The sequence below is a fragment of the Solwaraspora sp. WMMB762 genome (genome assembly GCF_049179115.1).
GTDB lineage: Bacteria > Actinomycetota > Actinomycetes > Mycobacteriales > Micromonosporaceae > Micromonospora_E.
Genome location: NZ_JBMHMD010000001.1, coordinates 2,888,272 through 2,901,216 on the forward strand (window position 1 = coordinate 2,888,272; position 12,945 = coordinate 2,901,216).

A 12,945-nucleotide genomic window follows, 5' to 3' on the forward strand; every position below is an offset into this window, starting at 1 on the left:
GTAGTCTCCGCAATGTGTACCGGTTCCTGCTGACGCCCCGGTGGCTGGGCTACCTCGCGGTGGCCTTGGCCGCTGCGGCGGTGATGGTACAGCTGGGAAACTGGCAGCTCGACCGCTACCACCAACGCAGCGCGGTCAACGACCGGATCGACGCCGCCGGGCAGCAGACCCCGGCCGAGCTGACCCAGGCCGCCGGCCGCCCCGGTCCGGCACCCGGGCAGGCCGGCGACGCGCCGCCGGAGTCGGCGACCTGGACCAGGGTGACCGCCGTCGGGCGCTACGACAGCGACAACCACGTGCTGGTCCGCAGCCGTACGGTGAACAGCCGGGTCGGGTACCAGGTGCTCACCCCGCTGGTGCTGGCGGACGGCTCCGCGGTGCTGGTCGACCGGGGCTGGATCCCGCCGGACGACAGTGGGCTCGCCGTCGCGCCGCCGGTGCCGCCGGCACCGACCGGCGAGGTGAGGGTGACCGGGCTGCTGCGCCAGCCGGAGCCGATGTCCGGCTCGGTGACCCGCCAGGACGGCACGCTGCAGACCCGGCGGATCGCCACCCCGGTGCTCGCCGCCGAGCTGCCCTACCCGATCTACGGCGGTTACGTGCTGCTGCAGCAGCAGGACCCGCCGGCCGACCCGGTCTTCGTCGCCGTGCCGATCCGGCACGAGAACAGCTGGCAGAACGGCGGCTACGTGGCCCAGTGGTGGATCTTCGCGGCGATGACCCTGGTCGGTTTCGGCTGGCTGGCCCGGCGCGAGGCACACCACCGGCGGCGGCCGGCCGCCGGTGGCGGTGACCGGGCCGCAGACAGCGGCGGTGACCGGGCCGATGCCACCGGAGGCGATGCCGACCCGGTCAACCAGCGTCCGACTACCGTGCGGTGAGCCCGACCGACCCGTCGCCCGGCGGTCTGGCCCGTCGGCTCGGCACCGGCGACGCGGTGGTCGTCGGTCTCGGCGCGATGATCGGCGCCGGGGTGTTTGCCGCGTTCGCCCCGGCGGCGGCGGCGGCCGCCGGCGGCTGGCTGCTGGCCGCGCTCGGCGTCGCCGCCGTGGTGGCCTACTGCAACGCGATGTCGTCGGCGCGACTGGCCGCCCGCTACCCGGAGTCCGGCGGCACCTACGTGTACGGCCGACAACGCCTCGGCGACCTCTGGGGCCACCTCGCCGGCTGGGGGTTCGTGGTCGGCAAGACCGCCTCGTGCGCGGCGATGGCGCTCACCGTCGGCAGCTACCTGGCACCGGGGTACGCCCGGCCGGTAGCGGTCGCCGCGGTGGTCGCGCTCACCGCGCTGAACCTGTTCGGCGTACACCGGTCGGCGCTGGCCACCCGGATCATCGTCGGTGTCGTGCTGGTGGTGCTGGCGGCGGTGGTCGTGGCCGGCCTGCTCGGCGGCACCGGGCCGGTCGTCGGCGCGGCGGGCGGCGTACCCGTCGACGGTTGGGGGGTGCTGCAGGGCGCCGGGCTGCTCTTCTTCGCCTTCGCCGGCTACGCCCGGATCGCCACCCTCGGCGAGGAGGTCCGCGACCCGCGGCGCACCATCCCGCAGGCGATTCCGATCGCGCTGGGCATCACCCTGACGGTGTACGCGCTGGTCGCGATCGCCACGTTGCGGGCCCTGGGCCCGGCCGGGCTGGCCGCCGCTCCGGCACCGCTGGCCGCCGCCGTGTCACAGGCCGGTGCCGGTTGGTTGGTCCCGGTGGTACGGATCGGCGCGGCTACGGCGGCGCTCGGCGCGCTGCTGGCGTTGATCCTCGGGGTGTCCCGGACCGTGTTCGCAATGTCCCGGGGCCGGCACCTGCCGGCCGGGCTGGATGCCGTACACCCACGTCGGCAGGTGCCGCACCGGGCGGAGATCGCGGTCGGGGTCGCGGTGGTCGCCCTGGTCTGCGTCGCCGACCTGCGCGAGGCGATCGGCTTCTCGTCGTTCGGCGTACTGATCTACTACGCGGTGGCCAACGCCGCCGCGCTGACCCTGCGCCGCGACGAGGGCGCGCTGCCTAAGGCCGTACCGGTCGTCGGGATCGCCGGTTGTCTGCTGCTGGCCGCCACCCTGCCCGGCACGGCGGTGCTCACCGGACTGGTGGTCTTCGCCGTCGGCGGCGTCGTCTGGTGGGCCGGCCGCAGCGTCCGCGCCCGCCGCTGAGCCATCCGGCCGCCCGCGAGCGATGCCCGGCGGCGAGGGAACCCACATGGTTGTCTTGGAGCCGATTTGACGACAATGACGGTTCCCTCGACGGCCCGGACCGTGGCCCCGCCGGTCCCGCTGCCCGGGGCGCCAGCACCCGGGCAGCGAGACCGGCAGGCGTCAGAAGCCGCGGGCGAGCCGGTGGTACGCCTGGTTCCAGCGCAGCTCGGCGGCGAACCGCCGGACCGTCGTGTCGGCGTCGATGACCGCCAGTTCGGTGCCGGTCATCTCGGCCAGATCGTGCAACTCGTCCACCCCGACGGCCTGGGAGAGGACGGTGTGGTGCGGGCCGCCGGCGGTCAGCCACGCCTCGGCCGACGTCGGCAGGTCCGGCTCGGGGCGCCACACCGCCCGGGCCACCGGCAACTTCGGCAACGGCTGTGCCGGCGGCACGACCTCTATCTCGTTGGCCACCAGGCGGAACCGTTCGCCCAGGTCGACCATGCCGAGCACGACGGCCCGGCCGGGTGCGGCGTCGAAGACCAGCCGTACCGGGTCCTCCCGGCCGCCGATGCTCAGCGGGTGGATCTCACACGACGGGGTGTCGGCGGCGATGCTCGGGCAGACCTCCAGCATGTGCGCTCCGAGGATGAGCTCCTGGCCAAGGGTCAGGTCGTAGGTGTAGTCCTCCATGAACGACGTACCACCGGAGGTGCCGACGGACATCGCCTTGAGGGTGCGTACCAGTACGGCGGTCTTCCAGTCGCCTTCACCGCCGAAGCCGTAGCCGTCGGCCATCAGCCGCTGCACCGCCAGGCCGGGCAGCTGCCGCAGCCCGCCCAGGTCCTCGAAGTTGGTGGTGAAGGCCCGGAAGCCGCCCTCGGTCAGGAAGCCGCGCAGGCCCAGCTCGATGCGGGCGGCGTAGCGCAGCGAGTCGTGCCGGTCGCCACCGGCCCGCAACGCCGGGTCCACCCGGTACCGCTGCTCGTACTCGTCGACGAGGACCTTGACGTCGGGGTCCGGTACCGCGTCGACCGCCTCGACCAGCTCGTTCACCCCGTACGTGTTGACCGAGACGCCGAACCGGACCTGCGCCTCCACCTTGTCGCCTTCGGTGACCGCGACGTTGCGCATGTTGTCGCCGAACCGGGCCAGCTTCAGTGACCGCAGCTCGGTGTGGCCGATCGCGGCCCGCGCCCAGCCGGCGATCCGGCCGACGACCCGGGGGTCGCTGACGTGGCCGGCGACGGTCTTGCGGGCCACCCCGAGCCGGGTCTGCACGTAGCCGAACTCGCGGTCGCCGTGCGCGGCCTGGTTCAGGTTCATGAAGTCCATGTCGATCTCGGCCCACGGCAGCGTCACGTTCGCCTGAGTGTGCAGGTGCAGCAGCGGCTTGCGCAGCGCGTCCAGGCCGGAGATCCACATCTTCGCCGGGGAGAACGTGTGCATCCAGGCGACCACCCCGACCACGCCGGGTTCGGCGTTGGCGGCGAGGCAGACCCGCAGGATCTCCTCCGGGCTGGTCAGCACCGGCTGCCAGACGATCTTGACCGGCAGCCCGTCGGCGTCGTCCAACCGCCGGGCGATCTCCTGGGACTGCTCAGCCACCTGCTGCAACGTCTCCGGACCGTACAGCCCCTGGCTGCCGGTCAGAAACCACACCTGCGCCGACCGCATCGATGCCTCCATCACCACGGATCCCCCCTGTGCCACACTTCTCGGTCCCATCTGGACAATCTCTGCCGGCTGCGGTTCACCGCTGGCCGTACACGTTCTGGTAGCGCTCGTACAGCGCGTCGACCGCCGCCTGCGGCAGCGGCTCGACCGGACCGAGCTGGCGGGCCAGGTGGATGGTGCGGGCCACGTCCTCGCACATCACCGCCGCCTTCACCGCCGCCTTCGCGGTCGCGCCGATGGTGAACGGGCCGTGCTGGCGCATCAGCACCGCCGGTGACCGGTGTCCGGTGAGCGTCGCGACGATGCCCCGGCCGATCGCGTCGGAGCCGATCAACGCGAACGGCCCGACCGGGATCTCGCCGCCGAACTCGTCGGCCATCGCGGTCACCGCGCACGGGATCGGTTCGCCGCGTGCCGACCAGGCGGTGGCGTACGGGCTGTGCGTGTGCACCACCCCGCCGACCTGCGGCATGTGCCGGTAGACGTACGCGTGTGCCTCGGTGTCGCTCGACGGCGCGTAGTCGCCCTCGACCAGCGAGCCGTCGAGATCGGTGACGACCATGTGCGCCGGGGTGAGCTCGTCGTAGCTGACCCCGGACGGCTTGATCACCAGCAGGTCGGCGCCGGGCACCCGGGCCGAGACGTTGCCGCTGGTCCAGGTGACCAGCCCCCAGCGGGTCAGGTGCTCGTGCAGCCGGCACACCTCGGCACGCAGCCGGGTGATCTCGGCGGCCACGTCGGTGGCTGCGACGTCGGTGGCGGAGCCGGCGGTCGTTGCGGAGCCGGCGGTCGTTGCGCGGGCGGTGGTGCTCATCAGGCGGATACCTCCCGGTCGGAGCGGGCGAGCGCGGCGTTGCGGATGTCCCGCAGCCGGTGCATCGCCTTGTCGGCACCGGTGCCGAAGTGGTCGTGCAGCAGCTGGTACTCGGCGTACAGCCGGTCGTAGCCGGCGGCGGCATCGGGGTCGGGGCGGTAGACGGCGGTCTCCACCGCGCCCATCACCCCTGCCGCGGTGACCACGTCCGGGTACGCCCCGGCGGCGACCGCCGCGTGGATCGCCGAACCGAGCGCCGGTGCCTGGTCGGAGCTGGCCACGCTGACCGGCCGGCGCAGCACGTCGGCGTAGATCTGCATGATCAGCTTGTTTCGTTTCAACCCACCGGCGACGACGAACTCGGTCACCGGCAGCCCGGCCCGTTCGAACGTCTCCACGATGGTCCGGGTGCCGAACGCGGTCGCCTCGATCAGCGCCCGGTAGATCTCGTCCGGCCGGGTCGCCAGGGTCAGCCCGACGATCAGCCCGGACAGGTGATGGTCGACCAGGACCGACCGGTTGCCGCTGTGCCAGTCCAGGGCGACCAGCCCGTGCCCGCCGACCGGCTGCTCGGTGGCCTGCCGGGTGAGCAGGTCGTGCACGCTGAGTCCGAGGCGCGCGGCCTCGTCGTGCACCGCCGGCGGTACGCCGTTGTCGACGAACCAGGCGAAGATGTCACCGACGCCGGACTGGCCGGCCTCGTAGCCGTACGCCCCGGCGGTGATGCCGCCGTCGACGACGCCGCAGATGCCCGGGACCTCGACCAGGTCGGTGCCGTTCATCACGTGGCAGGTCGAGGTGCCCATCACGGCGAGCAGCTGTCCCGGTGCGACCGCGCCGGCCGCCGGCGGGGTGACGTGCGCGTCGACGTTGCCGACGGCCACCGCGATGCCGGCCGGCAGCCCGGTCCAGCCGGCGGCCTCGGCGGTCAACCCGCCGGCCCGGGCGCCCAGCGGCAGGATCGGGTGTTCCAGCCGGGTGGCCGCGAAGTCGGCGAAGTCGGGGTGCAGCGCGGCCAGGTACGCCGGGTCCGGGTACCGGCCGTCCTGGTAGATACCCTTGTAGCCGGCGGTGCAGGCGTTTCGGGTCTCGGCGCCGCACAGCTGCCAGACGATCCAGTCGGCGGCCTCGATCCACCGCTCGGTACGGGAGTAGACCTCCGGGTCCTCCTCCAGCACCTGCAACGCCTTGGCGAACTGCCACTCGGCGGAGATCTTGCCGCCGTACCGGCCGATCCACGGCTCGCCGCGCTGGTGGGCCAGGGCGTTGATCCGGTCGGCCTGTGGCTGCGCCGAGTGATGCTTCCACAGCTTCGGCCAGGCGTGCGGCTGCTCGGCCAGCTCGGGCAGCTGGCACAGCGGGGTGCCGTCGGCCAGGGTCGGCAGCACGGTGCACGCGGTGAAGTCGGTGGCGATGCCGATCACCTGCGCCGGGGCCACGCCGGCGTCGGCGAGTGCCGCCGGCACGGCGTGGCGCAGCACGTCCCGGTAGTCCTCCGGGTCCTGCAGGGCCCAGTCGGGCGGCAGCGGTTTGCCGCTGGTGGGCAGGGCCCGGTCGATGACGGCGTTGCGGTACTCGTGCACCGCCGAGCCGGCTTCGGTGCCGTCGGCGACCCGGACCACGACGGCCCGCCCGGACAGGGTGCCGAAGTCGATGCCGATGGTGTACTGGTCGGTGTTCACCCGTTCTCCCTGTGGTGGATTCTGGCCTGGCCACTATGGTGAGTCATCTGCGCCGCCGGGTGACCAGGCGTTGCAGGATGATGAAGGCGAACAGCAGCACCCCGATGACGATCTTCGTCCACCAGGAACTCAGATCCGCCTGGAAGGCGATGATCGTCTGGATGAGACCGAGCACCCCGACGCCGAGGACGGTGCCGAGCAGGTACCCCGATCCGCCGGTCAGCAGCGTGCCGCCGATCACCACCGCGGCGATCGCGTCGAGTTCCATTCCCTGGGCGTGCAGGCTGTAGCCGGAGAGCATGTAGAAGCTGAGCAGCACGCCACCGAGGGCCGCGCAGAACCCGCTGACGGTGTAGACGGCGATCCGGGTCCGCCCGGCCGGCAGCCCCATCAGCAACGCGGACTGCGGGTTGCCGCCGATCGCGTACACGTTGCGGCCGAACGGCGTGTACGCGAGCACGAAGGCGGCGATCAGCACGACGACGAGCGCGATGACCACGCTGATCGAGATGAAGTAGCCGTCGCCGAAGCGGATCCGGTGTTGCGCCGCCGCGGTCCAGAACGCGTCGGTGATCGGGATCGAGTCGCTGGTGATCAGGTGGCAGAGCCCACGGGCGAAGAACATCCCGGCGAGGGTCACGATGAACGGCTGGATGTCGAAGAAGTGGATGATCAGGCCCATCAGCAGCCCGAGCGTGGTGCCGATGAGCAGGACCAGCGGCAGCACCACGCCGGCCGGCCAGCCTTCGCGCAGCAGCACGGCGGCGCAGACGGTGGTCAGGGCGACCACCGCGCCGACCGACAGGTCGATGCCGCCGGTGAGGATCACGAAGGTCATCCCGACCGCGACGACCAGCAGGAAGGCGTTGTCGACGAAGACGTTCAGCAGGATCTGCGGCTGGGCGAACCCGGTGTAGTTGAGCGCGCCGAGACCGTACATGGTGGCGAGCAGGGTGAGCGTGGCGAGCACCGGCAGGTGCCGTTGCTGCGGCAGGTACCGCCGAGGGCGCACGGTCGGCGTCGGCGCGGTGGCCGTCGCCTGCCGGGGGTCGCTGACGTCGATCATGCCCGTACCTCCGCCTCTGCCGGTGCCGCCGGGCCGGCCTGCTGGGGCAGCCCGCCACCGGTGCCGTCCGGTCGCTTCCCGGACGGCGAACCGGGCGGGGAGCCGGGTGGGCGGTCCGGGCCGCCCCGGCGGGTGATCCCGGCCAGTCGGGCGCGGAACGCCGACGACTGGGCCAGGCACAGCACGATGACCACGACCGCCTTGAACAGCAGCGTCGCCTCGCTGGGGATGCCGATGGTGTAGATGGTGATGTCCAGCGCCTTGATGATCACCGCGCCGAGGACGCTGCCGGCGAGGGAGAACCGGCCGCCGGTGAGCGCGGTACCGCCGATGACGACGGCGAGGATCGCGTCGAGCTCGATCAGATTGCCGGCGTTGTTGCCGTCGGCGCTGGAGACGTTGGAGCTGAAGATCAGACCGGCGATGCCGGCGCACAGTCCGGCGAAGACGTACGCCAGGATGACGAGTTGCCGGGCGCGGATGCCGGCCAGTCGGCTGGCGGTCGGGTTGCCGCCGACCGACTCGACCAGCATGCCGAGCGCGCTGCGCCGGATCAGCAGCGCCGCGGCGGTGACCACCGCGACGACGATGAGCACCGACACCGGCAGGGTGAGCGCGTAGCCGGCGCCGATCACCTTGTACGGCGCCGAGTTGACGTTGATGATCTGCCCGTCGGTGATCAGCTGGGCCAGCCCTCGGCCGGCCACCATCAGGATCAACGTGGCGATGATCGGCTGGATGCCGATCGCGGCGACCAGGGTGCCGTTCCAGAGGCCGAGCAGCACCGACAGCCCGAGCGCGAGGACGACGGCGAACAGTACGCCGCCGACGCTGTTCTGGTCGGCCAGACCGCTGATGTGCAGGCAGGCGAGCGCGCCGGAGATGGCCATCACCGAGCCGACGGACAGGTCGATGCCGCCGGTGGCGATGACCACGGTCATCCCGACGGCGACCAGGACCAGCGGGGTGCTGGCCCGCAGGATGTCGATCAACGACCCGTACAGGTGCCCGTCGCGAACCGTGATGGAGAAGAAGCTCGGGGTGAAGAACAGGTTGCTGACCAGCAGCACCACCAGGATCAGCACCGGCCAGAACAGCCGCTGCCGAACCAGGCCGGTCAGTCGTCGATGCGTGTCGCTCATGCTGCCGCCTCCCCGGCGATGGTCCGCATGATCCGGTCCACGTCGACGCCCGCGCCGTTGGCGAGCTGGTCGATCATCTGCCGGTCCCGCAGTACCGCGATCTTGTGGCTGAGCCGGAGGACCTCCTCCAGCTCGGCGCTGATGAACAGCACCGCCATGCCGCCGCCGGCCAGCTCGACCACCAGGCGCTGGATCTCCGCCTTGGCACCGACGTCGATCCCCCGGGTCGGTTCGTCGACGATGAGCAGCTTGGGCTCGGTGATCAGCCAGCGGGCCAGCAGCACCTTCTGCTGGTTGCCGCCGGACAGGTTGCGGATCGGCAGCTCCGGGTCGGCCGGGCGGATCTGCAGCGCGGCGATGTACTTGGCGACCAGCTCGTCCTGGCGGCGACGCGGGATCGGTCGGGCCCACCCCCGGGCGGCCTGCATGGCGAGGACCAGATTCTCCCGTACGGTCAGGTCCTCGACGACGCCCTCGGCCCGCCGGTTCTCGGAGCAGAAGGCGATGCCGTTGGCCATCCCGGCGCGTGGGCCGCGCAGCGCGGTCGGCTTGCCGGCGATGCTCACCCGGCCCCGCTCCGCGCGGTCGGCGCCGAACAGCAGTCGGGCCGCCTCGGTACGCCCCGATCCGAGCAGCCCGGCGAAGCCGACCACCTCGCCGGCGTGGATGGTCAGGTCGAACGGGGCGATCGCCCCGGACCGGCCGAGTCCGGTGGCCTCCAGCACCGGCTGGCCGCCCTCCAGGGTGGCCAGGTCCGGCTTGGACTCACCGTCGAGCTGCTCCAGCACGCTGAGGTCCTTGCCGATCATCTTGGCCACCAGCTCCAGCTGGCTCAGCTGCGCGACCGGCCACTCACCGATCAACCGGCCGTTGCGCAGCACGGTCATCCGGTCGGCGATCTCGTAGACCTGGTCAAGGAAGTGCGAGACGAACAGGATCGCCACGCCGGACTCCTTGAGCTGGCGGATCACCGCGAACAGCTGTTCCACCTCGGAGGCGTCGAGGCTGGAGGTCGGCTCGTCGAGGATGAGCACCTTGGCCGAGATGTCCACCGCGCGGGCGATGGCGACCATCTGCTGTACGGCGAGCGAGTGGCTGGACAGCGGCGCCGTCACGTCGATGTCGAGGTGCAGCCGGTGCAGCAGCTCGGCCGAGCGGCGCCGCATCGTGGCCCACCTGATCGCGCCGAACCGACGGGGCTCCCGCCCGATGAAGATGTTCTCCGCCACCGACAGGTTGGGGCAGAGGTTCACCTCCTGGTAGACGGTGCTGACGCCGGCCTGCTGGGCCTGCAGCGGACCGGCGAACCGCACCTGCCGGCCGGCGAGCCGGATCTCGCCGCGGTCGATCCCGTAGACCCCGGTGAGAACCTTGATCAGGGTGGACTTGCCGGCGCCGTTCTCGCCCATCAGGGCGTGCACCTCGCCGGGGAACATCCGGAAATCGACGTCGTCGAGCGCGACGACGCCGGGGAAGGTCTTGCCGATCCCGGTCATCTCCAGGATCGGCGCCGCGTCGGTCATCCGTACCTCTCACTGCTGTCGCTGCGGCCGGCCACCGCCGGCCCGGTCGGCGCCTGCGAGGGCCGACCGGGCCGGCGGCCGGCGCCTGCCCCCGTCGTTCCGCCCGGCGCGGTGGCCGGGCGGGGCGACGGCCCGGCTCAGTACTCCCGGGTGGGCAGTGCTTCCTTGGCCTGTTCCTGGGTGAAGGTGGTCTCCTCGGTGACCACCCGCTTGGGCACCGACTCGCCGGCGTGCACCTGCTCGACCAGCTCCATCAGCTGTGGCCCGAGCAGCGGGCTGCACTCCGCGATGAAGTTGATCTTGCCGTCGGCGAGCGCCTGCATGCCGTCGCGGACCGCGTCGATCGTGATGATCGTGATGTCCTGGCCGGGCACCAGACCGGCGGCCTCGATCGCCTCGATCGCGCCGAGACCCATGTCGTCGTTGTGCGCGAAGAGCACGTCGATGTCGTCGTGGGCCTGGAGGAAGGCCTCCATGACCTCCTTGCCCTTGGCCCGGGTGAACTCACCGGTCTGCGACGCGATGATCTCGAACTTCGGGTCGGCCGCGATCGCCTCGCCGAAGCCCTGCTTGCGGTCGTTGGCCGGGGCCGAGCCGGTGGTGCCCTGCAGCTCGACGATCCGCACCGGTCCCGACTCGTCGGCGAACTCCTCGACCAGCCACTCCCCGGAGAGCCGACCCTCGAGGACGAAGTCGGAGCCGATGAAGGTCTCGTAGAGCGTCTCGTCCTGCGAGTCCACCGCCCGGTCGGTCAGGATCACCGGGATCTCGGCGTCCTTGGCCTCCTTGAGCACCGTGTCCCACCCGGACTCCACGACCGGGGAGAAGGCGATCACGTCGACCCGCTGGGCGATGAAGTTGCGGATCGCCTTGATCTGGTTCTCCTGCTTCTGCTGGGCGTCGGCGAACTTCAGCTCGATCCCGGCCTCGGCTGCGGAATCCCGGATCGACTTGGTGTTCGCGGTACGCCAGCCACTCTCGGCACCGACCTGGGAGAAGCCGAGGACGATCTGGTCGTCGCCCCCGCCACCCCCCTCCGCGCCCGAGTCACCACAGGCGGCGGTGGTCGCCACCATCATCGCCGCGATCATGACGGCGGAAAAACGTCTGAACACTGCCTACCTCCCGCTGAGGCTGATGTCGTCCGCCGGTTGGCCGGACGACCGGCGGTCGAAACGGCCCACGGATGCGGTGGACCGATTGTTAGCGTTAACTTCGTGGCCTGGTCAAACACCCGGCATGCGCCGAGCTTTCACCCTGCCGACACCCTTCCCAGGTGGCCAGATTGGTCGGGATGCCATCGACGGCTGGGGCTCAACCGCCGCGTTTCAGGAGTGTTACCGTTCTCATCAAGCACGTCAAGGGGGTGGATCGCGGCCGTTACCGCTCTGTTGCGACAACTTTCCTCGGCGACACCGAGTGGGGCTGGACGATCAGATGAGCGATAACATCGACAACTGTCGCAGACAAGGATATCCGGTCGGGTCCCCGTAGTGGGCTACCACTGCCGGATCGATGGGACCAGGTTCTCCCCTCGGCTCGCCGCCAGCCCATGGCGGCTCCCGGCGGGTGACCGCTAACCTCGCTGTTGACGGAGCTGGCACGGGCACCGGAAGACAGCCCGGCCCACCCGGCCGGTCCAGTTCCACGGCCCTGGCACCACGCCGGGTCTGAAAGATCATCGGCAGTGCCGGCACGTCCCGGCCGGACTTGAGGTGGGCAGCGGTGAGCAGCAGAAGCGTCCGGGAACCGGCGATGACGGATGTGGCCAGACTGGCCGGGGTTAGCCACCAGACGGTGTCCCGGGTGCTCAACGGTCACCCCAACGTGCGCGAACAGACCCGGCTGCGGGTCCGGGCCGCCATCGCCGAGCTGGGCTACCGGCCGAACCGCGCCGCCCGCGCCCTGGTCACCGGCAAGTCACAGGTGATCGGCGTTGTGGCACAGAACTCGACGCTCTACGGCCCGGCGTCCCTGCTCGCCGCGTTCGAGCAGGCCGCCGGGGCCGCCGGGTTCGCGGTCAATGTGGGCAGCGTCCGCAGCCTGGACCGGCAGTCCATCGCCGGCGTCGTCGACCGCCACCTCGACCAGCGGGTCGCCGGCCTGGTAGTGATCGCACCGGTGGTCTCCGCCGGCGAGGCCGTGGAACAGGTGCCGGCCGGGGTGCCGCTGGTCACCATCGACGGTGACCCGCAGCGCAACACCGCGCTGGTCACCGTCGACCAGGCGGCCGGGGCACGGGCCGCCACCCGGTGCCTGCTGGACGCGGGTCACCCGACCGTCTGGCACGTCTCCGGTCCGGGCGACTGGTTCGACAGCGCCGGGCGGATCCACGGCTGGGAGCAGACCCTGCGGGACGCCGGTGCCGAGGTCCCGCCACTGGTGCCGGCCGACTGGAGCGCGGCGTCCGGCTACCGGGCCGGGCAGATGCTGGCCCGGATGCGCGACGTCACCGCCATCTTCGCCGCCAACGACCACCTCGCGCTGGGCATCCTGCGGGCACTGAGCGAGCGGGGCCGGCGGGTGCCGGACGAGGTCAGCATCATCGGCTTCGACGACGTGCCGGAGGCCGCCTACTTCACCCCACCGCTGACCACCGTCCGGCCGGACTTCGACGCGGTGGCCAAGGCGAGTCTGGCGCTGCTGCTGCGGCAGATCGAGTCGGGCGCGCGCAGCGACGAGCGGCACACCATCGAGCCGACCCTGGTGCACCGGCGCAGCGTCGCCGCACCCAGCTGAACCGGCCCCGGGCCTAGCTGACGACACCCCAAGTCAATCCTCTGAGCTGCGGGAACGTGCTCCGACGGAGGAGTCGGGGTGGCTGCGGTTGAGTCGCCGACCAAGCCGGTCAGATGTTTCGCATCGGTTTCCCCAGGATCGCGTAGGGGCTCTTGACAGCGATCTTGTGAGCGATAA

Annotated in this window: 10 protein-coding genes; 3 read left to right on the forward strand and 7 right to left on the reverse strand. The window is 71.4% G+C overall.

Annotated features, from left to right (window positions below; genetic code table 11):
- Positions 1-14 precede the first annotated feature (14 nt).
- Both ACN27J_RS12845 and ACN27J_RS12850 read left to right on the forward strand, forming a co-directional pair.
- Positions 15-881 carry an SURF1 family protein gene (locus ACN27J_RS12845; protein WP_421366289.1) on the forward strand — a complete coding sequence of 289 codons (867 nt, stop codon included), beginning with the start codon at positions 15-17 and terminating at the stop codon, positions 879-881.
- Entirely contained in the window at positions 878-2,143 is a 1,266-nt protein-coding gene (locus ACN27J_RS12850; protein WP_421366291.1) for an APC family permease, read from the forward strand. The genes ACN27J_RS12845 and ACN27J_RS12850 overlap by 4 nt, the downstream gene beginning before the upstream one ends.
- A gap of 162 nt (positions 2,144-2,305) precedes the next feature.
- Here ACN27J_RS12850 and araA read toward each other — a convergent pair whose 3' ends face one another.
- The 7 genes from araA to ACN27J_RS12885 form a co-directional block, all read right to left on the reverse strand.
- A complete protein-coding gene (gene araA / locus ACN27J_RS12855; RefSeq protein WP_421366292.1) occupies positions 2,306-3,802 on the reverse strand; it encodes an L-arabinose isomerase in 1,497 nt (498 codons plus the stop codon).
- A gap of 76 nt (positions 3,803-3,878) precedes the next feature.
- Positions 3,879-4,616, reverse strand: a complete 738-nt coding sequence (locus ACN27J_RS12860) for an L-ribulose-5-phosphate 4-epimerase (RefSeq protein WP_421366293.1) — start codon at positions 4,614-4,616, stop codon at positions 3,879-3,881.
- Positions 4,616-6,298 carry a ribulokinase gene (araB, locus tag ACN27J_RS12865; protein WP_421366295.1) on the reverse strand — a complete coding sequence of 561 codons (1,683 nt, stop codon included), beginning with the start codon at positions 6,296-6,298 and terminating at the stop codon, positions 4,616-4,618. The genes ACN27J_RS12860 and araB overlap by 1 nt, the downstream gene beginning before the upstream one ends.
- A 43-nt stretch (positions 6,299-6,341) precedes the next feature.
- Positions 6,342-7,364 (reverse strand): galactofuranose ABC transporter, permease protein YjfF, encoded by a 1,023-nt coding sequence (gene yjfF, locus ACN27J_RS12870; protein WP_421366297.1) that lies wholly within the window; start codon positions 7,362-7,364, stop codon positions 6,342-6,344.
- Positions 7,361-8,506 carry an ABC transporter permease gene (locus ACN27J_RS12875; protein ID WP_421366299.1) on the reverse strand — a complete coding sequence of 382 codons (1,146 nt, stop codon included), beginning with the start codon at positions 8,504-8,506 and terminating at the stop codon, positions 7,361-7,363. The genes yjfF and ACN27J_RS12875 overlap by 4 nt, the downstream gene beginning before the upstream one ends.
- The gene (locus ACN27J_RS12880; RefSeq protein ID WP_421366301.1) at positions 8,503-10,029 is read right to left on the reverse strand and encodes a sugar ABC transporter ATP-binding protein; all 1,527 of its coding nucleotides are present in this window, start codon (positions 10,027-10,029) and stop codon (positions 8,503-8,505) included. Before ACN27J_RS12880 ends, ACN27J_RS12875 begins: the two co-directional genes overlap by 4 nt.
- Before the next feature lie 137 nt (positions 10,030-10,166).
- The gene (locus tag ACN27J_RS12885) at positions 10,167-11,120 is read right to left on the reverse strand and encodes an ABC transporter substrate-binding protein (RefSeq protein WP_421372220.1); all 954 of its coding nucleotides are present in this window, start codon (positions 11,118-11,120) and stop codon (positions 10,167-10,169) included.
- 664 nt (positions 11,121-11,784) lie between these two features.
- Here ACN27J_RS12885 and ACN27J_RS12890 point away from each other — a divergent pair.
- Positions 11,785-12,768, forward strand: coding sequence for a LacI family DNA-binding transcriptional regulator (locus tag ACN27J_RS12890; RefSeq protein ID WP_278174600.1), 984 nt, complete (start codon positions 11,785-11,787; stop codon positions 12,766-12,768).
- Positions 12,769-12,945: the final 177 nt, after the last annotated feature.

Bases quoted from the DNA above. Each gene is read 5' to 3' on its own strand.
- ACN27J_RS12885 (WP_421372220.1), bottom strand. From the start codon at position 11,120: ATGATCGCGGCGATGATGGTGGCGACCACCGCCGCCTGTGGTGACTCG.
- yjfF (WP_421366297.1), bottom strand. From the start codon at position 7,364: ATGATCGACGTCAGCGACCCCCGGCAGGCGACGGCCACCGCGCCGACG.
- ACN27J_RS12890 (WP_278174600.1), top strand. From the start codon at position 11,785: ATGACGGATGTGGCCAGACTGGCCGGGGTTAGCCACCAGACGGTGTCC.
- ACN27J_RS12880 (WP_421366301.1), bottom strand. From the start codon at position 10,029: ATGACCGACGCGGCGCCGATCCTGGAGATGACCGGGATCGGCAAGACC.
- ACN27J_RS12860 (WP_421366293.1), bottom strand. From the start codon at position 4,616: ATGAGCACCACCGCCCGCGCAACGACCGCCGGCTCCGCAACGACCGCC.
- araA (WP_421366292.1), bottom strand. From the start codon at position 3,802: ATGCGGTCGGCGCAGGTGTGGTTTCTGACCGGCAGCCAGGGGCTGTAC.
- ACN27J_RS12875 (WP_421366299.1), bottom strand. From the start codon at position 8,506: ATGAGCGACACGCATCGACGACTGACCGGCCTGGTTCGGCAGCGGCTG.